This window comes from Planctopirus sp. SH287 (genome assembly GCF_056500625.1).
Map to the genome: position 1 here is coordinate 2,790,361 of NZ_CM151403.1, position 22,907 is coordinate 2,813,267.

The following is a 22,907-nucleotide window of genomic DNA, read 5'->3' on the forward strand; positions in this document are numbered from 1 at the left end:
CAGTTGTTACGTCCGACAACGGAGGACGTTGCGGCGACATCAACCCGAAGACAAAGCCGTGACACGGCACTACCCATTGATTCAAGTGTTCCTCCCATGCTCAAAGCGCTGGAATTATTCGGCTTCAAGAGCTTTGCGGATCGAACACGGTTCGACTTTGCCTCTGGGATCACGTCTGTCGTTGGCCCCAATGGCAGTGGAAAAAGCAATGTTGTCGATGCGTTGAAGTGGATTCTTGGCGATCAAAGTGCCAAGAGCCTCCGCGGCAAAGAAATGACGGATGTCATTTTCAATGGTGCCGCAGGACGAAAACCGAGCGCCTTCGCTGAAGCCACGCTCACATTCGACAATTCCACGGGATTGCTTCCGATTGAAACACCGGAAGTCACGGTCGGTCGTCGTATCTGGAGAAACGGCGACGCTGAATATCTGATCAATCGGCAAAACGCCCGCCTGAAAGATGTGCGCGATCTGTTCATGGGTACGGGGGCCGGAGCATCGGCCTATTCGATCATTGAACAAGGCCGTGTCGATCAGATTCTTCAAGGAAACCCCACCACACGCCGAGCCGTTTTTGAAGAAGCCGCCGGGATCAGTCGCTTCCGTTCGCGCGAACAAGAGGCTTTAAGAAAGCTGGAACGCGTTGATCAGAATTTGCTGCGATTGACCGATATCGTCGATGAAGTCGAAGGCCGGCTCAATTCCACTCGAAGCCAGGCGGCCAAAGCGGTCAAATATCGAGAAATCCACGCAGAACTTCATGAATGGTGGCTAGGGTTAGCCGCTGATGACACTCGTGTTCTTCAAGGGCAAATGAAAGAGTGTGCCCGGCAACTGGCAGAGTTGGATTTGCTGCTGAACTCCACTTCCGAAGAGCAATCCCGGTTGGAAGCGATTGAAAAGGAAGCCGAAAATCAGATTTCCTCGCTCGACGAAGAGATTCGTACCAACGGAGATCATCTGCATCGGCTGAAGCAGGAAGTCGCGGGAGAACAGGCCACTGTTCAATTTCAGTCATCGCGAATGCGGGAACTGGATGAAGAATTAGTGCGGCTCTTGCGACAGAGGTGGATGCTCGCACGGCGCTATGAAGATTCACGGCAAGAATCCAAATCGTCACAATCGAAATTCATTGAGATTCAAGCGGAGCATGCTCGACGTGTTCAAGAGTTAGAGCAGCGTCAGTTGTTGTTGGATCAATCGCGCACAGAGCGGGAAGCCGAACTCACTCAATTGCAGCTATTGCAGCAGCGCGTCCGAGAGATGGAACGCACGGGCCAGCAATTGGATAGTCAGTTTGCACAACTGACCATTCAAGCCGACAGCCAGCGCAGCAGCTTGCTGGCAACCGATCAACAGGTTGAAGAACTCTCTCAAAAACTGATGGTGGCTCAGCAAAAGGTCGCCGACGCCCATACGCTGCTTGCCAATGCCACAGCAGGTCAAACCCAGGCGTTGGAAAATTTGAAGGCCATTCAGTCCCAGCGGCAAACGCTGCTGGGAACACAGGATGCTGTGCGCCAGCAGCTGGGGGGACTTCGTGAACAACGCAGTGCCGCCATGGCACGCAAATCGGTTCTGGAAGATCTGGAATCACGAGAAGAAGGCCTCGGAATCGGTATTCGTGACATTCTTCATCGCGCACGAACCACCAGGCAGCCACCTTGGGATTCAGTGGTAGGAAGCCTGTCTGATCTTCTGGATGTTGATCTCTCAGACGCCGCTCTTGTGGAAGTGGCGCTGGGATCGCGCGCGCATGTGATTGTTCTCCGGGAATACCAACCACTTCTGGATTATTTGAACCGGGGCCTCGCTCAGCTTTCAACACGGGTTCAATTCCTGGCGATCCCGGAAACCGAAGGCTCTGATTTTCGGCAGCCAGCCTGGCAAGGAACGCGGCTCATCCACTTCCCGCTGGATCATCGTCAACTTGTTTCACTGGACGGGCAACCGGGGGTCGTCACACGGGCCGACCGCCTTGTCCGTAGCGAGCATGGAATTCATGGGTTGGCTTCTGCCGTACTGGGCGATACCTGGATCGTGCATGATTTGTCTGTGGCCGTTCGTCTTGCCGCTGCCGAAGGGAGAGGCTGCCGATTCGTGACCCTTCAGGGAGAAGTGCTCGAAGCCAATGGTGTTGTTGCCCTGGGAACCTTGCGTAGCGACACCGCTGTCATCTCTCGCAAAAGCGAATTGCGTCAGCTTAGGCTCGATATTGTCCGCCTGGAGCGGGAAATCGAACGGCAGGAGTCTGCGGTCTCCCAAATGTTCACCGAACTCACCGTCGCAGATGAAACATTGGAAGCAGCCGCTTCTGTGGCCGATGATGCCGCCGAACGCCTGGCGGAAGCCCGTTCACAGGCCAGCATGATCGAACAGGCGAGAGAACGTCTGCAACGTGATCACGAAGCCGCATTTGCCTTACGTGCAGAAATTCAGCTTCAAATCGACCAGTTAGAACAATCGCAGAAAGATCTGAACAACGAACAAACCCAACTGGGCGTGGCTCTGGAAACATGTGTCAGTGAGCAGGCAAAATTATCAGCACGGCTTGCAGAATCTCAATACGCACTGAAATTACTGACAGATGAACTTTCGCGAGAGCAGTTAAATCTGGCCACACAAACCGAACGTCTGGCTGGCTGGCAGCAACAACAACAACGTTTACTGGATGACATTCAAAGCCGAAAAGCTCAGCGAGACGAAGCAGAACGCCGCGTGAAAGAGGCCTTGGCCACTCGTTCAGAATTGACGCTGCAAATTCTCAACGCCTCAGCGATTATTGATGAGCACATGATTGAAATTGAAGCGGCGGCTTTGGATGCCGGTCGTCTGGCGTTTCGTAAACGGGAGCTTCGTTCAGGACGCAGTGCGTCGATGCAGTCAGAGTTAAAACTGCGGCAGCAGCGGCGCAAACTGAGCGACGATCGACAGACAATTGCCATGCGACAAAGAGACCTCGAACACTCTCTGGCATCTTTGGCGGAAAAGCTGCTGGAAGAAGGTCTCCCTTCTCCCGATGAGTTGGTCGAATCGTCCCATAGTGCCTTAGGGATCTATCGAAGGCAGCGGCTGTCTGCTCATGAAAAAACGACCACAACAGAAGAAGAATCGCCTCATTTCACAAGCCATGACCTGGCTCTGGAAGACCTCACATTTGAAGCCATTCGCCCGGAAGTTGACGCCCATGTGCAGCGTTTGCGCCGCAAGCTCAAAATGCTCGGAAGCGTCAATACGGAAAGCCTGAACGATCTGGAGCAGCTTGAGCAACGGTATCAGCAGTTAGCGGCCCAATTGCAGGATCTCGTCGAATCGAAAGCGTCATTAGAAGACATCATTCGTCGTATTAAGCAGGAGAGTCGCAAACTCTTCTCTGAGACTTTTGCCACAGTTCGGACGCACTTCCAGGAACTGTTCCGTAAGGTCTTTGGAGGTGGTGAAGGAGATATCATTCTGGAGGATCCCAACCAGATTCTGGAATGCGGGATCGATATCAAGGCTCGGCCACCAGGCAAGGAGCTTCGTAGTATTTCGCTCCTTTCCGGGGGCGAACGCACCATGACAGCTATCGCCTTGATCATGGCGATTTTCAAGACAAAGCCCAGCCCCTTCTGCATTCTTGACGAAGTCGATGCAGCTCTGGATGAAGCCAACGTCGAGCGATTCACCACCGTCATCACAGAATTCCGCGAGAGCACTCAATTCATCATGATCACCCATCATAAACGATCGATGGTCGTGGCAGATGTGCTGTATGGCGTGACGATGGAAGAGTCAGGAGTTTCTAAGCGAATGTCAGTTCGCTTTGAGGACGTCTCAGACGATGGCAATTTCCGCCCGACCTCAACCTCCGGCGCTGCCTGATACGCAATTCAATTTGGAAGAGCGCTCTGCGTGCCATGCCAGCAGCTTTGGGCGATAATTTTTTGAGGTCATGAACGCGCCATTTCAGGTTGCATTCGTATTATTGGCCGATTGCATCCTCATCGCTCGTAAGGCACTTCGTAATTCCGGTGCATGATCAAAGTATAAAATCCAGGTTTCTTTTGTTGTTAAGTCCGACAAAGGAAGACGTTGCAGCGACACCAACCCCAAGACAAAGCCGTAACACGGCTACGAAACGCTTCTTTAAGTGATTGAGGCACCGAACTGGCGGATTCGGCAAGCACAAGAGCTTGGTAATAAATCCTGGCATCTGCATTAATTAACGCCAAACATGACGGCATTGGCTTTTATTAAATAGCGTCTGAAATAGATCTCGACCAGAAGTTCACCGTTCCAGGGTAGGTGTTAGGGTTTATTTAATCAGTCTTGCCCTGCCAGTCGATAACAGGCACCTTCCACCCAGAAGAAGGTGCTGTAATAGAGGTTGTTGTATTCATAGCGAGAGAGAACCTGCTCAATGGCGGCTTGGTGCTGATGTCGCACTTTCGCATCAGGACAGAGCGTCACAATCCAGGCGGCTGAGGTGGGTTCGCGGACAAACGCAGTCTCTTGATGGCGACGGGGTGACGTCTTCATAAAAGCCTTCAATTGTTCCTGAGCCAGAGCCACGGATTCATGCTCATTCGTCTGGGGCTTCCAGAGGGGAAGCATGCTTTTTCGCCAATCGACATCAAAGGCACTGTTATTGTTGGGAACATATTTCAAAGCGAGCGGCAGACTTTCAGCAGCCAGATGCGCGCTGGAAATCAGACCTCGCTGATAGGCTGCCTTAAGTGAAGAATCGGTTTCCATTTCCCAAAGACCACGCAGGGCACTGACTGCGGTGCAGGATGTCCAGGTGTGAGTGGGGGCATAGAAGTAAACCATCCCTTTTTCACAGATTTCCCGCTTGGTCAACTGTTTGTCGCCGCCGCGAACTAAGAGTTCCTGCTGGTAGGCGGTTTCCCATTTTTCGTCTCCCGTCAGCGCCTTCATCAGTTTCAAAGTGAACAAAATGCGAGCCGCATCATCGAAGTGATATCCTTGAAATGAACCTCGTGTGCCGAAGGGAGCTTCAGCAGGCATTTTCCAGCCCAGACGGATGATTTCTTCCGTGGTCTCGACCAAGTGTTTCTGAATGCGAGATTTTTCTTCTGGAGTCGCTAAATCCGATTCCCAATACCGCCACAGTCCCACGAGCCACGGGAGCGTCTGGTCGTTTGAACCCATCGGGTAATGAGATTTTCCATCCGTGCTGACACCCCGGCCTACAAAACCTTTGACGGGGCTGATCGAATTGAGCTTCAGCAGCCCCTCCATCAGGCGACGGGCTTTAGCGGCATCCTCATTCGATTGCGAATGCTTCCAGCGAAGAATCGCGGCATCCATATAGAGGCCATTAAACATGGCTCCATTTTCAACAGGTGCCCACCATCCCAGGGCATTAGGTTTCCCTTCCCGACACTCTTCAGGCGTGGGGAGGCTGACTTTTCCCTCTAAATCAGTGAAGTCGAGCAGGATTCCATAGTCATCGACAAACCGTCGCCAGATCTCCTGATGAGCCGCTTCAACTTTTTCCGTCGTTGTCGGCGAAATCGCTGGCTTCTGATCATCCGCCTTTGCCATGAGGCTGTTCGAATATTGGCAGCAGTCCATCACGGGAAAAATCATCACCGCAAAGAGCATGACAGCAAAAAACAGAGAGGTTTGAATGGTTCGCATCAAGATGTTCTCAAGCAAAAAAACGGACAGCAATTTTCGGCAGCAGGGAAAAAGATCATCCATTGACGTCTCTCTCAACACCCGGCCGCCTGGCGATCATAACTGAACATCCACATAAGTGCATGCAAGACCGTGTAACGGCCTCAGGAAAGCGGTTCGCTTTGGCCATATTCCTGTTGAAGCCAGTCGATCCATCGAAAACTCCCCAGTTCTCCCTGAGGATTGGTGTTGTATCCTTTTTGAAATGCCGCTGCGGTTTTTCCCCACAAAGGCAGGGAGATTACGGTTTTTTTTCGACCGCAAGCCGCTTGCCAGGTTTGAGCCGCGTGGTTCAAAGAGAAGATTTCAGGCCCGCAGAAATCAGGAAGCAAGCCTTGCGGCCCATCTTGCAACGCTTTCTCGAGTCGTAAAGCAACATCACCGGTTGAGACTGGTTGTACTTGAAAACCACGAGGAACCGGTAAGACAAATGGGATCCGGTTCAAGCCGGAAAGCAGAATCGCCACGAAATAATGAAACTGGGTAGCACGGAGAATGGAGCAGGGAAGCCCACTGGCTAACAAGATCTGCTCTGTCGCCAACTTGGTCTGATAATAGGCGATGGGCAATTGTTCAATGCCAACGATGGAAACATAGAGCAGATGCTTGATACTTGCCTTTCGTGAGGCCGCGATCAATCGCTGCATTCCTTCTTGTTCGACGGCCACATGATTTTTGGCATCGCCAGCCGCAAAGATCACCACCTCCGCCCCTTGCACACACTCATCAAGTCCCCTGCCACTGACCAGATCAGCCTGGCACCACTCGGCAAGGCCAGTCGCCTGGTGCGAGCGATCTTTCCGGCTGACAATTCGTAAAGAATGGCCAGCCTCCAAAGCCACCCGCACAAAATCCTGCCCCAAATGACCTGTTCCGCCAAACAGTACGATTCTCAAAAGAGCCTCCCGATGAATTTGTTGTCGATCGAAAGCCAGTTTTTTGAAAGGAGGTTGCCGTCGCTTCTTGCAAACCAGTCACGATTCCCAGAATTGCCTGAATCTGGTAATCTTCTCGGGAATTGGCATTGCAAAGGAGCGTTCGGAGAGATTCCGCATCATATCGGGGCCATTGAACCTCATGTTCAATGGGCTTGTTGCTTGTATCGTTTCAGATCATCTTCGCCAAACGTTCCATTGGAATTATTGTTGGATTCGGGGGGAGTGCCCTGAACTGAGAACTGAATCCAGTTAAGTATATCTCAGTAATAATGTCATATAATAATGTCATAGTGGGAGGTTCGTATGGGATACGTTCCGATCATGATCCTCGCAGGATGTTCATTGGTCGCTATCAAGTATTGGTTAGCAGCGATTGAACAGCACCGTCAGGTGACGCTCCAGAAACTGAAACAAGAACAGAAAGCCATACAGGCCGCACAGAATAGCAAGGCTGCGACAGACGCTGGAAATGATAAATCTTCGGCGGAGGCAACCAAGACGCCACTTTCACGTCGGGCAGCTTGAATAACTCCTGTGGTTTGGCATCTCCAGATGGCCCACTGATTTCACAATTGCTTTGTTCCTTAGATTTTTTCGGTGGTTTGCATGTCGACGCTTCCTATTGTTTCGCTTCCCACCTCAGACCATCCGACGGGATGCTGCGAATCGCCCATTCCCGCGCTGCCAACCAGTCTTGAAAGTCAGACCAAGGAGAATGGGACGACTGAAAGCGCACTGGGGCATAACGGCAAGCTATATATCGAAACCGTTGGCTGCCAGATGAACATGCTCGACAGCGAATTGGTTGTGGCCGCTTTGCGCCGGGAAGGGTATCAACTCACCAGCGAGCCAGCCGACGCCGACACCATTCTTTTCAATACCTGCAGCGTGCGCGAGCATGCCGAGCACAAAATTTATAGCGCTCTGGGAAGGTTGAAGCATGCGCGCCGGTCAAGACCCCATCAGGTCATTGGCGTGATGGGATGTATGGCTCAGAAGGATCAGGGGCTGATTTTTCAGAAGGCGCCGCATGTCGATATCGTGGTGGGAACGGGCCAGATGGCCGAAATCCCCGGTCTGATTCGGAATGCCCGACAGGATCGCCAGCAGGCATTGGCAGTGAGTCTGGATCGTAAAGGAGGCACCCGCAGCGAAGTCAGCGCGAGCTTCCAGAGCTATGATCCTCTCCGCGAACCGGAAATGAGGCCCTCGCCCTATCAGGCCTTTGTCCGGATCATGTTCGGCTGCGATAAGTTTTGTACCTATTGCGTGGTGCCCATGACTCGTGGCCCGGAACAAAGCCGGCTCCCTTCTGAAATCCTTGCGGAAATCAATCATCTGTCGGGGCAAGGCGTTAAAGAAGTGACGCTCCTCGGGCAAACCGTCAATAGCTATAAATGTGTCGAGAACGGCAAGACCTGGCGACTGGCTGATCTCCTGGCGGCCATGCACGATATCCCCGGCATGCTCCGGTTCAAGTTTGTGACCAGCTATCCCCGCGATATGACCGACGACTTGCTCGTGGCTCTCCGCGATCTGCCAAAATGTAGTCAATATATCCACGTACCACTTCAGCACGGCTGTGACGATGTACTGACACGAATGAAGCGGGGATATACAACCGCTCAATACCGGGACATGCACCAGAGGATCAAAGCGTATCTGCCTGATTCGGCAGTCTCTAGTGACTTTATCGTCGGCTTTTGCGGTGAATCCGAAGAAAGTCACCAGAAGAGTCTGGAAGCGATTCGCGAATACCGATTCAAGAACAGCTTCATTTTTAAGTACAGCGAACGACCGGGAACGAAAGCGAAAACGCTCTTTGCCGATGATATTCCCGATGATGTCAAGCGGCGGCGCAATCAAGAGCTGCTGGAGCTGCAAAATGCGATCAGCGAAGAGGACAACGCCGGGTTCATTGGGCGGCAGGTGGAAGTGCTTGTCGAGGGGCCAAGTAAAAACGCGGTCAAGAAGGACGATCCAGCCCTCAAAGAACAACTGACAGGCCGCACGCGCTGTGACCGGATCGTGGTCTTCGACGGCAATCCCCGACTGGCAGGTTCGCTCGCTCATGTAGAGATCCACGATGTCACTCCCACCACGTTAATGGGGGCGATTCTCACGCGGGAAATCCAACACGGCAGCCACTCCCTGCTCCCCATTCTGGCATAACTCTTTTGGTAGAGGTGTCATGTTTTCGACAGGCAGAGAATGTCGCGAAATGATTTTTGAAAATTTTGAAAATTGTTTTTGAAATCACCGCGAACCACGATACATTCTGGCTGCAATGAGGAAATCATCCTGCTGCGATGCTTGTGGCGACTTCCTGAAATGGATGTCGTGAAGCAACAGCTGACCGATGTTTGAGTAAGGAATCGTGTCAAATATGGTGGAACTTCGATCAAGAAAATCTCGCGGCTCGGGTAAAGCTGTCGCGGGAGCTTCTTTTTCAGAAGAAGCCACTGTGGTGATGGAGCGGCTCAAAGAGCAGGTTGCGACGCTTTTGCGTTCACTGGGAGGGGTGCGGAAAGCTGGTGACCTTGAACGCCTGATGAATCTTGACCGAACGCTTTCGTGGCAGTTGGTGAAGATCGCCGAAACTGAAGTTCCTTTGGAATGTGCAGCCAGTGTCCCGTCTCGCGTCTCGATCAGCCGACTGATTGAACGATCAAAGGCCCAGGGGGTCGCTCATGAGACGCTGGAAGGATTGCTGGCAGCCTATACGGAGTTTGAATCGCTGGTTGAGCGGCATGCGGGCGACCGTGTCTGCTTCAACTCCATGGTTTCAGCGGCGGGAGCCGGGGATGGCTGGCATACCGCAGAATTGCAACATCGCAGGAATGTCTTCCGTGGGATGAGCCATATGATGGGCGTCCAGGCTCAGGCCCTCATTCGTTGCGGTATCGTTCAGCGGTCGACTGAGAACTCTGAAGCAGTCAATCTGATTCTTATTGGTGGGTTGGTTGACCTCCGGCTTCTCTGGGAAATTGAGCGAGTCAACGTCTTCCGCTCGAGAACTGTTGGGAACCGCCAGGAGGCTAATTATCGCAAAGGAATCCGTAGGACAAACCTGTCAGGGACAGAAGATCTCGATGGATTTCTGATGCGGGATTACTGTTCTAGTGAAGATCCAGAAGTTGAAATGGTTTTGGGTGATGCCGGCTGGATTTACGGCAATCTCTTGAACGGGAGAGTCGGGGCGACCGGCGAGTCCTCTTTGTTCTTTGGAGTTCACTACCGAAATATTCCCGACCCGACAGGCCGGGAAGGCGAAGTCGGCTCTCGCAGCATTATGGATCTGCCGGTGAAAACTTATGTGGCGGATCTCTTTGTTGAGCCTGGATTTGCGGTTGATTGGCAGCCGAATGTTCAAGTGCTGGTCGGCGGTTCCTCCAGTGACCAACCGGCCCCGCCGGGAATTGAACGATCGCTGCCAACACAGATACAGATGGAGTACCTCGGCAAGGGGCCAAGTTTGATCCGCGAGTGCCCGGGCTACCCTCAGATGATACGGGGAGTGGCTACTCAGGCGAAGTGTGATGTGGATCAATACGATTGCTGGCGGTTGAAGGTCGATTATCCGCTCTATGGCTGCGAGATCATTGGGGAACTCGTTGAAACCGGCGGCTGGGAATAGCCTCAGTCAAGGAAATCAAGTGTTTTTAATCAAACAGTAGGGTGCATGAAGCGGTAGCGAAATGCACCGGCATTGGAATCAACAATTGCATGGAGCTTTAGCATTCAGCCAACCATCTGCTTCGACAGTCATGAGGGATGACTCTCAGCGGAATGATTTTGCGGAAGGTCTCTACTCCTTCGTCGATGAGTGATCCCTTCCGCCGACAATACGACAGATTTTCCCTACCGTGATTGCTCGGTCTCGGGGCATGGGCCATTCGTTCAAGGGGTCTTTTCCTGGCCACAGGATGTAAGTACCCCAATTTAGTTCACCACGTTTTGCTTGAATAAACGGGCGATTATGCCTCAATGCGCTTTTGAAAACAGTTTTTACGAGCAATGGAAGAAACGCTGCCGAGACAGATCGCCAGCGCCTTCAACCATCAATTCCCCGTCATTTTAGTTCGGTTAACCGCTGCACGCCGCCGGCGGGAAGACCTGTCGTTGTTGTTGTGAGTAGAAGGTACGAAATGTTGCAGGGAAAAATTCACCGGGGAAATATCACCCCCAACCGGGCTTACCGCTCTGGCTTCACGCTGATTGAACTACTTGTCGTGATCGCGATCATCGCCATCCTGATCGCACTCCTGCTCCCCGCCGTCCAGCAGGCCCGCGAAGCCGCCCGAAGAACCCAGTGTCGCAATAATCTGAAACAACTGGGCTTGGCTCTGCATAACTATCACGACACCCACGATCGCTTTCCTCCGGGTGCCATTCATCCGCAGTACGCCACAATGTACTATGGGCCTGCAACCAATTGCTATGGTTGGGGTACTTTCCTCTTGCCATACATCGATCAGGGGGCACTCTACAACATGATTGATTTCAAAGTACCGTGGACCGCTGATATAGGCCGCACACCCCTTTCCGCTTATGTATGTCCCTCAGATAACTCGATCGGCATCAACCCATTCTACAGCGACGCCAATAACCTGGCTCACGGTGCAGCAACAGAAAGCCAGCGTCTGGCCAAGTCCAATTACCTGGCGAATGTTGGAGCAACAGTTGTTAACAATGGCGTCCCGTCGGCCTCCTCGACAGTTTCGGGAACTTCTCATTTCCATAGCAATCTTCGTATTCGTGACATCATTGATGGCACCACGAATACAATCTATTTCGCTGAACGTGATACAGTTCGTCGACATGGCTCGACAACAACCACTAATCCGGCTGGTGGCGGTATCTGGATTGGTGTGCCTGCTGTGAATTCGGCCAATACAATTCAGCAAACGCATGTTCGGTTCCCAAATACTCTTGCCGAAAGCACGACGTATGGAATCAATCCACCAATAGCAAGCACACCCATCCTCACCGGAAACTCAAGTTTGGTTGCGAGTAGCCAACATGCAGGCGGTGTTCATGTCGCTCTGTGCGACGGGTCAGTTCGTTTTTTGAGTCAGAACATCAATTGGCAAACCCTGTCCTTTCTCGCCAAACGAGGTGACTCGATGGTGGTGGGCGAATGGTAAATCCAGAAATCCCCCACCGCCCTCAATCCGCTGATCGCTTCATCCATTCGACTTCTCGATTGTTAATGGTGTTGCTATTGTTCCCGTTTCTAATTCCCTTAGAAGGATGCTCCGGAACGGGTTTTGAATTTGTCCCGGTATCCGGCATCGTGACTCTGGATGGAGAGCCACTCCATGAAGCTAAAGTCATCTTTGTCCCCAAAGGGGATGGGAAGAATGCCATCAGTGGTGAATTGTCTTACTGCGTTACCGATCACCAAGGGAAATTCACTCTTGCATCGCCTTCAGGCGTGAAAGGAGCTATTGTGGGAACCCATGCGGTAGCAATACTTGGCGAAATTCGAGATGAAGCCAATCCCGAAAAGATCATCAAACCCGAGTACCTGCCAGCCCGTTACCATGCCGGAGAAACACTAACCTTTGAAGTACCACAAGGCGGCACTGACGTCGCAAACTTCAGCCTGTTCTCCGACCCCAAACGATAGTCAATGTATAGCGTATTGATAATATACAACGTATAAGTAGGGTGCATGAAGCGGTAGCGAAATGCCCCATCTTCGTGTTCTCTGAAAGCCACGATTTGACTGGCGCATTGGCATGCACCCTACTTTTCTTGTCTGTGAGAATTGGCATAAAGTGATAGCGCAATACACTTTCTTCAATCTCTCATAATTGCCATGACTTGATTGATAAATTCTGCAATCTCCATGCCCTCTACATAAGATGGGCGGTGGTTGCCGGGAGGCGGAGGGCGATTCTTAGATCCATGACGTTGGTATGAGTGGGGCCGGTGGCCAGGAGGCCGCCGGTCTGCTCAAAGAAATGCCAGGCGTTTTGGATTTCCAGAAAGGCGTGTGGATCCAGGCCAAGCTCCCGGCTTCTTCTCAGTACGGCACCATTGACGAACGCTCCGGCACACGTGGTGGGGCCGTCTTCACCATCGGTTCCGCCGCTCAAAAGAATCATGCGGTCGGTCTGATCCTCATCCCAATGCTGCCATTCGCCAAGAGCCGATAAAGCCACCTGCTGATTGCGGCCCCCTTTGCGCGGGCCGTCGTAAGGAACGAGTGCCACGGTTGGCTCCCCTCCCGAGATCCAGCAAAGCGGCTCGCGGCAAGTTTCATCGGCGACCGCGTGTGCCAGATCATTCCCCACGTCATCAGCGGTGCGGCCAATATCGCTAGCCGCAACTCGAATGGTGTAGCCACGTTGTCTTGCCTCTCGAGCTGCTGCTTCGACCGCCTGATGGTTACTTGCCAGCAGATGATGAGAGATCGTCGCTCGCACGGGAGATACGGAATGTTCAATCGTTCCCGAAAGGACATCCCAGACTTCTTTAGCCACTTCTTCATGAGTCGCGAACATGGCCAGTGTGTCGAAGGCGGCTTGCCTTTGAGGCATGACCCATTCATCGGGCGTTGGCATAAGCGGGCCGGATGCAATCAGATCCAGAGGGTTGCCAATCACGTCAGAGATCACAAGGACATGGGCACGGCAAGCGCCCAGCGCCCGTGCAAGCCCACCCCCTTTAACATCAGAGATGTTGCGTCTGACAAGATTAAGCTGCTCAATCGAAGCACCACGACTGGCCAGCAACCGGATGACCTGCTGCTTCTGTTCCAGAGTGATGGGCGGACGAGGCAAGGGGAGGAGCGCGCTGCCGCCACCAGAAATCAAAATGAGTACCAGATCTTCTTCGGTGGTTGTTGCCGCGATCTTCAGGATCTCACGGGTTGAGGCCACCCCGGTTGAGGTGGGTTCATTGAGTCCGGCAGGACGTGCACCAACGAGGTGAATCTGGCGTGTTTCCACCAGGCAATCTTCAGGAACATTGACCTGCCCAACCACCAGACGATCAGTGACTTCCGGCCCCAGCGCCGCTTCCAGTGCCAGGCTCATGGAAGCACCGGCTTTCCCTGCGCCCAGAACAACAATCCGGCGAATGTCCGAGAGCGACCGCGATTCTGTCCCGAGATGGATCGATTCGCCCTCAATGCGAACAAATTGTGGAATCAGCTCATCGGGAATAGCCGCTTTGACTCCCGCCCACCAGATGGCTTTGGCATCTTGAGTCAATTTGTCGATCGCGACTGCATCCATGAGGCGCCCTGTGAAACAAAGAGATCTGCGTGTTGGCAAAATAATTCGTGAGCAGCGCAACTCCACAGCATTCCACAAGTGAGGGGAGTTCACATCAGTCTAACGGGATTTGATCCCTCGTGTTACTCTCTCATAAACAGTAGCTGCCGGCTCACGAAAGGATGGTTCGTTCGTAGGGAGATGTCAGTGCATCGCTGGGAGTCGTATGCTTTTCGTTATCACGCGAGGTCAAACGAACGTGGCGCGACCACCATGTTTCGGCTTCCACCATTGTCCAGACCGGTGAGGTGACCTGTTCGAGACGATCGCTCACTTCACGGGCCGATTGAGGTCTTTTGGCTGCCGACTTTTCCAGACAGGACATGATCAAGTCTTCCAGCGCAGGATCGACAGGCTGTCCTAATCGTTCAGAGGGCGGAATCGGTGGTTCGCTGATGTGCATCCGGCATAAATCAACCAGGCTTTCGCCAGTGAACACAGGCTTTCCCGTTAGCAGGAAATAGCCGACTGCCCCCAGCGCATAGATATCTGTCCGGTGATCGACCATATTGGGCGTTTGAATTGCTTCGGGCGAAAGATAGAGTGGTGTTCCGGTCAGAGCCGAAGAAGCCGTCAGCCCGGCTTTACGTTGTTCGTCAATGGCTTTAACGAGGCCGAAATCCAACACTTTCAATAGATCAGGCACTCCGCCACGCCGATTCAGCATCAGGTTGGCCGGCTTAATATCTCGATGCACCAGTCCTTGAGAATGGGCTTCACTGAGAGATCCACAAGCCTGTTTAAGTAGAGAGACCACGCGGCCTTCCGGTTGCGGCCCATAGCGTTCAACAAGATGTTGTAAATCAATACCGTCGAGATATTCCATGGCGTAGTAAAAGATCCCCTCAGGGGTCCGGCCATAGTCATAGATCGCAACGGTATTCGGGTGGTTCAACTGACAGGTGATCTGAACCTCACGTTCAAATCGGGCGATGGAATTGTCATTGGTTTTATCAACACTGAGCATCTTGATTGCTGTAGGGCGGCGCAGCAGGGCGTGCTGTCCTTTATAGACTGTCCCCATGCCACCAGAGCCGAGTTTTTCCTGTAATGTATATTGCCCCAACTGTTTGGCATCCATGGCGGCTTCTCGTGCCTTGCGGTTCAATCTGGCGACGATCACAGTGAAAATAAAGATCGCTATCGAAGACAGGCCAAACAGGCTGTAGAGAGTCCAGGCCGTCCATCTTAATATGAGTAATGGACGATAAGCCTCTTCGGTATCAATCTTTGTCATGATACCTAGTTGATGATTGCCTAGCCATTTTACCGCACAGACAGTATTTACACCCCGGTAGTCTTGCACACCATCAACATTCGAGACGGTATGACCGTCAACTCCCTGCTGTGCAGCCCAGGTGAGTGGTAGCTCGGCACGTCGTACCGCAGGCCGGAATCCCCGGGTCATGTCACCTCCCGGATTGCGCATTTGCAAATAGAGCAACGAATGGGAATCTTTTTCGTCAGGGAGCAGTCCCAGCAGAATCAGCTTGTCGTCGAAGCGACTGTTTGATGCGAGCGTGCCATCCTTAGTAAAGGCGTAGGTCTCGCCCGTTTTTCCCATCTGACCTAATTGCAGAATGCGGGTGAATTCTCCCCGGGGGTCAACTCGAAAGACGAGTGCCGCAACGACGAGAAAGTTCTGATCCCGAATTGGTGCACAGACCAGAATGGTCGGCTGTTTGGCAATCCGCTGGCCTGAGGCATCCCGTAGCGACAGACGACTGAGGAACGGCGGCGTAACGACCGTTTTCCCGTCGAAGAGTTTCTGCAATGTCTCTCGATCAGGTAGCAGATCATCCGCCCCTTCCAGTTCTGACTGAGTCGAAAGCAGGATCTTGCCAGATTCATTGAGCACCGCGAACATCGTATATCGCTGTGCCGACATGGCGGGGTGGAGTTCTTGCTTGAGCTCATCACGAAACTGGGAATGAACCAGCGAGTGCGATTCATTGGCTTCTTTTTCGACCTGGGCCTGTTTTTTCTGCTCGTTAATGACCCCATAAATAATCTGCCTGACCTGCGGATCGTTGGCCAGTGTGACGGAGATGGAGTGCTGGGCTGTCAGCCAGTTAGAGAGCATCTCCGCTTCGACATCGCGCAGCGTTTCGAGTTGTGACCTCAAACTGCTCATCATGGTCGACTCGACGGCAGTCCGTACCGTGTAGCCCATCGCCATGAGCAGGATGATTGCCATGACGGGCCAGATCCAGAGTTGCTGGCTGAGAAATAAGCCTGTTCGCTGGAATGTATGGCTGGATGCCATGGTGACACCCGAACCCCGCTTTCCACCCCGAAACATACTCATCACGTGATGATGAAATGAGATCAGCCGTTTCACAAGACTTCTTCCCTGGCGAAAAACTGAGGTTCTCTGTCCGCTATCTTCGTCAAGCTTAGCCCAGATTCCGAGAAAGCGTGGCGGGATCAGAGCGTGAGAAGCGAGGAATCATGAGAGGTGGCGTGCCGCTTTGAATTCTGGCCAAATCGCGGCAGCAAGCCCGATGATGCCACCTCATGTTCAGGTCTTATTTCCTTCCGGTTTCCCTGATTAACTGGTCTCTGGGGCGACCAGCTATTATGAGAATATTAACCCTATGGATTAAACGGATTGTAGTGGGCGACTACCTGACGGTTTTCCAATGAATTGGAATCGTGATGACGAGCGTCAAATTGCAGGACAAATGGCAATGTTCAGGTCATTAAGCCGCCGAACTGTCGAACGGCTTCATAGACAACGGTGTTGACAGTGCTGGCCAGGTTCAGGCTGCGAACCTCCTGACGCATGGGAAGATCGACAGTCGTTCCGCGATATTCTTCAACAACAGCGGGGGGCAGCCCTCGAGACTCACTTCCAAAGACCAGCACACATCCCGGTTCAAATGTCGCCTGCCAAAGATTCCGTGGAGCCGGGTTTTCGATGCACCAGAAAGTGCTGTCGGGCAATTCCCGGTGAATCTCTTCCAGAGAATCGACGACGGCGTAATCCAGATGCTGCCAGTAATCCATCCCCGCCCGGCGCAAATGCCTGGCATCCAGCACGAAACCCAGCGGACGAATCAGCCAGAGTTTGGCCCCGACCGCGACGCAAGTTCGCCCGATATTGCCAGTATTCTGGGGAATATCGGGTTGATAGAGCACAACATGAAGTAATGCCGATGACACGCGTGAATCTCGCCCACCAAGGAAAAATTAAAGCCGAAACGTGGCAGATCTTTGTAGCAGGCCCGAAGCCGATTGTCCTGGCGGGTTATCAAACTCATCCGCAGGCTCGTGGGCTTCCTCGCTGCCAATGGCTCGAATCTGTCATATCCGTGCGGAAGATCCATAATAAACGGACGTCCGGTTGGTCATTTGAAGACAATTATCACATCAACAACCTCTTGAATTTTCGTTGAATTGACGTTAGGGTCATGGTTGTATTGAAAGCCTGCCTGGGGCGTTGCGCTTTGGGCTACCCTCGTTGAGTTGTTTTTTGGTTGCGGTCACTCCTGCCAATGACAGCGACAACGGGTGGACTGGCGCCGGGTGTTCCCATGAGATTCATGGCTCCGGCGCTGTGTGGGCAGTGTCGAAGGGTTTGACTTCGATCATTGCTCTGCATGGAGCTGGAGCTGGCAAGCGGATTCAGTTTTGGTGTGAGGCGTTGTTTGCTGGGGTGGGATAACACCTGCGGGCAAAACATTGTGCCCTTCATGCGAACTGATCTCCGATTAGCTGCATGGAGCTTGTGGGAATCGATGTGATTCAATGGCCGTCATATACGGTTATTGAACAAAAGACCCTCCTCCTGCCGCTCCGGATCTGCCATGCTCTTTTCTGCCTTTAATACTGCTGTTGCATCTCATCGCAACTGGCTGTTGATCAGCTGCGGACTACTGGCTTTGCTACTGGACATCCATGGCAAAACGGCTAGAGCAGATGACGGGCCTCCCGCCAAAAAGCCTGTGAGCTTCCATCACGACGTCCGACCGATTTTTCAAGCGAAGTGTTCTGGCTGTCACCAGCCCGCTAAAGCCCAAGGGGCGTTTATCCTTACGGATTTTGCCAGCTTGCTGAAAGCCGGTGAAAGTGGGCAGGCAGCGATTGTTCCCGGAGAAAAAAAGAAGAGTTATCTCCTCGAACAAATTACCCCTGATGAGAAGGGGATGGCCGAAATGCCTAAAGGCCAACCCTCGCTCAATCCCATTGAAGTTGAACTGATTGAGCGATGGATTCAGGAGGGAGCCAACAACGATTCTCCCCCAGCAGCCACTCGAATCTATGATCAGGAGCATCCACCGAGCTATGCCCGCCAACCGCTTTTAACGTCGCTGGATTTTTCACCCAATGGTGAATGGCTGGCTGTCGCGGGGTTTCATGAGGCGCTCATTCTCAAACCAGATGGTTCTCAGGTGATTGCACGGCTGATCGGTCAGTCTGAGCGAATTGAAACAGTACGATTTTCCCCAGATGGCATGCGTTTGTTAGTTGTCGGCGGCAACCCCGGACGATCTGGTGAGTTTCAAATCTGGAAGACCGGTGAGTGGAAACTGCTGCTGTCGCAATCCACGACTTTCGACACCCTTTATGGTGGCAGCTGGTCGCCAGAGGGAAATCTGATTGCCCTGGGTGGCGGTGATAACTCCGTTCGAGCGTTCAACAGCACGACTGGCGAGCAGGTTCTGTTTCAGGGAGCACACAGCGACTGGGTACGAGACACCGCATTCAGCCTTGATGGCTCCCACCTGCTCTCTGTCGGCCGGGATATGACCACCAAATTAACAGAGGTCGCAACCCAGCGTTTCGTTGATAACGTCACTTCTATCACACCAGGTGCTCTCAAAGGGGGCATGCAGGCGATCGCCCGGCATCCCACCCGCGATGAAATTGTGGTTGGCGGCTCTGATGGTGTTGTGCGGATCTACCGCGTTTTCCGCTTGACCAAGCGAGTCATTGGTGACGATGGTAACCTGATTCGGAAAATGCCTGAGATGCCCGGGCGGATCTTTTCTGTGGCAGTCAGACCCGATGGGCAACAGGTAGCAGCGGTCTCATCATTGGATGGCCATGGCTTCTGGGCGATCTATGATTACACCTTCGATACAAGCCTCCCCGAGAAGATCAAAGCGATCAATGAAAAAGTTGTGACATCCCGGAGTGCCGCAGAAGTTGCTGAGCTTGAGGCTTATCTCACTCAAGGGGTAAAAGTTGTTGCTCAAGGTGAATTCAACGAAACACCTTTGTACGCCTTGGGCTATTCAAAGGATGGCCGCCATTTGGCGATGGGTGGTTCCGATGGCCAGGTTCGGGTGATCAATACCGAGAACGGAAGTTCAATCGCGGTCTTTGCGGTCACTCCTGCGACTGGCAATGAATCGACGACACATGTTGGCCAAGGAACGCCTCGAGTTGTCGCGACACCCGCCACATCGAATGCAGAGGCTTCCTCAGTCAAAGAGACACTTCCTCCAGGGCGGCAGATTGCCAGCTTGGCTGTGCAGCCGGAAAGTCTGAGTTTCACCAATCGGTTTGCGTCGTCACAACTCCTGATCACGGCGACCCTCGATAATGGAGAGCCGGTGGATGTTACCCGGTTGGCCACGATCAAGGTCAATGATCCCGCCATTCTGGCGATCACTTCTGCGGGGCTTGTGGAACCGCGTGTAGCGGGTTCAGGGACAATCACTGTTTCCATGGGTTCAGCGTCGGCCTCCTTGCCAGTGACGGTTCGTTGGCCAGAGATGCAGCAGCCCGTGGATTTTATTCGTGACGTGAACCCCGTCCTTTCCAAGCTGGGCTGCAATCAGGGAACCTGTCATGGGTCTGCCCAGGGGAAGAATGGTTTCAAACTTTCGCTACGCGGCTACGATCCTCTCTTTGATCTCCGCGGATTTGCGGATGATCTGGCGGGGCGCCGCATCAATCTTGCCTCGCCAGAAGACAGCTTGATGCTGTTAAAGCCCACGATGGTGACGCCGCATGTGGGCGGGCATTTGCTTCAGCGAGATGAGATTTATTATTCGATTATTGAGGACTGGATTGCCGCCGGGGCGAAGCTGAACCTGGAAACGCCTCGGGTGACCAAAATCGAGATTGAACCGCAGAATCCAATCATTCAGGTCGTGGGAAGCAAGCAGCAGTTCCGTGTTTTGGCAACGTATGCTGATGGCACACAACGTGACGTCACACGGGAATCGTTCCTGGAAACAGGCAATCTGGAAGTAGCGACAGCCAGCCGTACCGGGCTTTTAACATCGCTTCGCCGTGGTGAAGCCCCCATTCTGGCACGCTACGAAGGAGCCTATGCGGCGACAACATTAACCGTCATGGGAGACCGGACAGGATTCGTCTGGGAGCCATCCGAGACCTGGAGCCGGGTTGATGAATTGGTGGCTGGCAAATGGAAGCGAATGAAAATTCAGCCCAGCGGACTTTGTTCGGATGAAGAATTTCTCCGCCGCGTTCATCTGGATCTGACGGGCCTGCTGCCCACCAGTGATGCCGTCAAAGCTTTTCTGGCAGACAAACGTCCCACACGAATCAAGCGGGACGAAATGGTCGACCAGCTGGTTGGAAATGCTGATTATGTGGACTTCTGGACAAATAAATGGGCTGACCTGTTGCAGGTCAATCGTAAGTTTCTCGGAACCGAAGGAGCAGCAGCGTTTCGTCAATGGATTCGCGAGCAGGTGGCGTCAAATCTTCCTTATGACGAGTTCGCTCGGCAGGTATTGACGGCCTCAGGTTCCAATAAAGACCATCCCGCCGCTTCGTACTACAAGATTCTCCGTAAGCCAGAAGAAACAATGGAGAACACGACCCATCTGTTCCTGGCAATCCGCTTCAACTGCAATAAATGTCATGACCATCCGTTCGAGAGATGGACTCAGGATCAGTATTACGAAACGGCTGCTTTTTTCGCGCAGGTAGGGTTAGAAAAAGACCCGGCCTCGGGAGATCGCCGGATTGGAGGCTCAGCCGTTGAGGGAGCCACACCGTTCTATGAAATCGTAAAAGATCTGCCCAAGGGAGACGTCATTCACGATCGTACCAAGGCGATTGCTCAGCCCAAGTTCCCTTATGAAAGTCAGGCAAATCTTCCGGATGATGCAACGCGGCGCGAAAAACTGGCCGGTTGGATGACCAGCCCAGACAATCGTTATTTCGCCAAGAGCTACGCCAATCGTCTATGGGGCTATCTGTTAGGGGTAGGGATCATTGAGCCGATTGATGATATTCGCGCCGGTAATCCCGCGAGTAACCCGGAATTGCTGGATGAACTGACTCGTGAGTTTTTAACGCATCGATTTGATACGCGACACATGATGCGTCTCATCTGCAAGTCCCGCACTTATCAATTGGCGGTTGACTCTCAGAAATGGAATGAAGACGACAAAATTAATTATTCGCACGCAACCGCTCGCCGCCTTCCCGCGGAAGTCCTCTATGATGCGATATACCGTGGCACGGGAGCCGTTTCCAAGTTCCCTGGTGTTCCCGAGGGCATTCGCGCGGCGGCGTTACCCGACTCAGGGGTTGAACTTTCAAGTGGATTCCTAACAACATTCGGTCGCCCGACACGTGAAAGCGCTTGTGAATGTGAACGAGGATCCGGGCTTCAACTGGGGCCGGTCATGGCGTTAATCAGCGGGCCTACCGTCGCTGAAGCGATTGAGAACCCCAATAACGCGCTGGCTCGGCTGACGGCTTCGATTTCGGATGATCGCCAGCTCATTGATGAAGTTTTTCTGCGGCTGGTCGGAAGGCATGCCCTGGATACTGAAATCCAGGCTGTGACGAATACGCTGGGTCAGATTTCCGTGGATGATGCGAAGGTAAAGAGCCTCTATCAGCAGCGGGAAGCAGAATGGAAGCCGATCTTTGCTCGCCTGGAAGAACAACGGCTGAGTGCCATCGCCAAAGCAGAATTAACCCTCAAAGAATATGAAGCGGAACTGATTCCTCGACGGGCGATGCAGGAGATGGAACGTGTTGCCAAGCTTGAAGAGGGAAAGAAGCAACGCGATCAACGCCGCAACGAACTGTTGGCCACAGTTAATGGCTGGAAGCCCGAGATCGCTGAGAATGAGTTGACCTCTCAATGGACGATTCTCACGCCAAAAGAGGTGAAATCAAGCTTGGGAGCCAAACTGACGATTGAGCCTGACGCCGCTGTGTTAGCGGAACCCAAGCAGGGGAATAATCATCTTTATACGGTGGTAGCTGAGACCTCGCTGCGAGGCATCACAGGTTTCCGGCTGGAACTCCTTTCCGATCCCCGTCTGCCCAGTCGCGGGCCGGGGCTTTCGCCCAACGGGAACTTTGTCCTGACAGAACTTGAAGTGGAAGTGACATCTTTGAGTGACGTCAAAACGAAGAAGAAAGTAAAGCTTTCGCGAGCCATCGCCGACTTCTCGCAAGAAAATTATCCCATCGCGTCAGCAATCGATGGTAAACGTGACAACAATCAGAACGGTTGGGCCACCAGTCCCAAGACAGGGCACACTCGTTGGGCAACATTTGAGTTTGCTGAACCCATCGACTTTGAAGCCGGGACACGGCTGACCTTCCTGATTGATCAACGATACTCGGACGGCCGCCATACGCTGGGGAAGTTCCGCATCGCTGTCACCAATGCTCCACGTCCGTTGGCTGTTGGTCTGCCGACATCAGTCGAACTGGCGATCACGACTCCCGCAGAAGCCCGCACTGTTGAGCAGTTGACGGCTATTTCTGAGTACGTCCTTTCTCTGGATGAACAACTGAAGAAGCTGGAGAATCAAGTCGCTCAATGGGAAGCCCCCCTCCCGCCGGATGCCAGGCTGGAGGAACTTAAAGCCGTATTGACCAGGAGCCAGCTTCCGGTTCCTGACGATCGCCAACTGATGGCTCGCAAAGTTGATCGGGAGATGAGTCAGAAACAGTTGGCGAATGCCCGTTTAACGATGATTCAGGATCTGGCGTGGGCGTTGATCAACAGTCCGGAATTCCTGTTTAACCATTAATTCAACCATGA

13 protein-coding genes are annotated in these 22,907 nt (G+C 52.9%); 8 read left to right on the top strand and 5 right to left on the bottom strand.

What is annotated here, in order from left to right; translation table 11 throughout:
- Positions 1-96 precede the first annotated feature (96 nt).
- On the top strand, positions 97-3,864 hold the full coding sequence (smc, locus tag SH287x_RS10310; RefSeq protein WP_479518647.1) for a chromosome segregation protein SMC: 3,768 nt from the start codon (positions 97-99) through the stop codon (positions 3,862-3,864).
- Positions 3,865-4,305: 441 nt separating this feature from the next.
- Here the strand turns inward: smc and SH287x_RS10315 are convergent, their stop codons facing one another.
- Both SH287x_RS10315 and SH287x_RS10320 read right to left on the bottom strand, forming a co-directional pair.
- Positions 4,306-5,646, bottom strand: coding sequence for a hypothetical protein (locus tag SH287x_RS10315; protein WP_479518648.1), 1,341 nt, complete (start codon positions 5,644-5,646; stop codon positions 4,306-4,308).
- Positions 5,647-5,789: 143 nt separating this feature from the next.
- The gene (locus tag SH287x_RS10320; protein ID WP_479514226.1) at positions 5,790-6,581 is read right to left on the bottom strand and encodes an SDR family oxidoreductase; all 792 of its coding nucleotides are present in this window, start codon (positions 6,579-6,581) and stop codon (positions 5,790-5,792) included.
- A 345-nt stretch (positions 6,582-6,926) separates the two neighbouring features.
- On the opposite strand from SH287x_RS10320, the gene SH287x_RS10325 reads away from it, so the two are divergent.
- From SH287x_RS10325 to SH287x_RS10345, 5 genes are all read left to right on the top strand, one after another.
- The gene (locus tag SH287x_RS10325) at positions 6,927-7,148 is read left to right on the top strand and encodes a hypothetical protein (RefSeq protein ID WP_479514227.1); all 222 of its coding nucleotides are present in this window, start codon (positions 6,927-6,929) and stop codon (positions 7,146-7,148) included.
- Positions 7,149-7,229: 81 nt separating this feature from the next.
- Entirely contained in the window at positions 7,230-8,795 is a 1,566-nt protein-coding gene (gene miaB, locus SH287x_RS10330; protein ID WP_479514228.1) for a tRNA (N6-isopentenyl adenosine(37)-C2)-methylthiotransferase MiaB, read from the top strand.
- Positions 8,796-9,009: 214 nt separating this feature from the next.
- Entirely contained in the window at positions 9,010-10,260 is a 1,251-nt protein-coding gene (locus SH287x_RS10335) for a hypothetical protein (RefSeq protein WP_479514229.1), read from the top strand.
- A 511-nt stretch (positions 10,261-10,771) separates the two neighbouring features.
- Positions 10,772-11,770, top strand: a complete 999-nt coding sequence (locus SH287x_RS10340) for a DUF1559 domain-containing protein (protein ID WP_479514230.1) — start codon at positions 10,772-10,774, stop codon at positions 11,768-11,770.
- Positions 11,764-12,255, top strand: coding sequence for a hypothetical protein (locus SH287x_RS10345; RefSeq protein WP_479514231.1), 492 nt, complete (start codon positions 11,764-11,766; stop codon positions 12,253-12,255). Before SH287x_RS10340 ends, SH287x_RS10345 begins: the two co-directional genes overlap by 7 nt.
- A 229-nt stretch (positions 12,256-12,484) precedes the next feature.
- Here SH287x_RS10345 and SH287x_RS10350 read toward each other — a convergent pair whose 3' ends face one another.
- The 3 genes from SH287x_RS10350 to SH287x_RS10360 all read right to left on the bottom strand — a co-directional run bounded on the left by SH287x_RS10350 (position 12,485) and on the right by SH287x_RS10360 (position 17,074).
- A complete protein-coding gene (locus SH287x_RS10350) occupies positions 12,485-13,870 on the bottom strand; it encodes a glycerate kinase type-2 family protein (RefSeq protein ID WP_479514232.1) in 1,386 nt (461 codons plus the stop codon).
- A gap of 151 nt (positions 13,871-14,021) precedes the next feature.
- Entirely contained in the window at positions 14,022-16,217 is a 2,196-nt protein-coding gene (locus tag SH287x_RS10355) for a protein kinase domain-containing protein (RefSeq protein WP_479514233.1), read from the bottom strand.
- A 386-nt stretch (positions 16,218-16,603) separates the two neighbouring features.
- On the bottom strand, positions 16,604-17,074 hold the full coding sequence (locus SH287x_RS10360; protein ID WP_479514234.1) for a tRNA (cytidine(34)-2'-O)-methyltransferase: 471 nt from the start codon (positions 17,072-17,074) through the stop codon (positions 16,604-16,606).
- On the opposite strand from SH287x_RS10360, the gene SH287x_RS10365 reads away from it, so the two are divergent.
- Together SH287x_RS10365 and SH287x_RS10370 are read left to right on the top strand one after the other, a co-directional pair.
- Positions 17,068-17,307, top strand: coding sequence for a hypothetical protein (locus SH287x_RS10365; protein ID WP_479514235.1), 240 nt, complete (start codon positions 17,068-17,070; stop codon positions 17,305-17,307). The genes SH287x_RS10360 and SH287x_RS10365 overlap by 7 nt on opposite strands.
- A gap of 411 nt (positions 17,308-17,718) precedes the next feature.
- Positions 17,719-22,896 carry a DUF1549 domain-containing protein gene (locus tag SH287x_RS10370; RefSeq protein ID WP_479514236.1) on the top strand — a complete coding sequence of 1,726 codons (5,178 nt, stop codon included), beginning with the start codon at positions 17,719-17,721 and terminating at the stop codon, positions 22,894-22,896.
- The last annotated feature ends 11 nt before the right edge of the window (positions 22,897-22,907 follow it).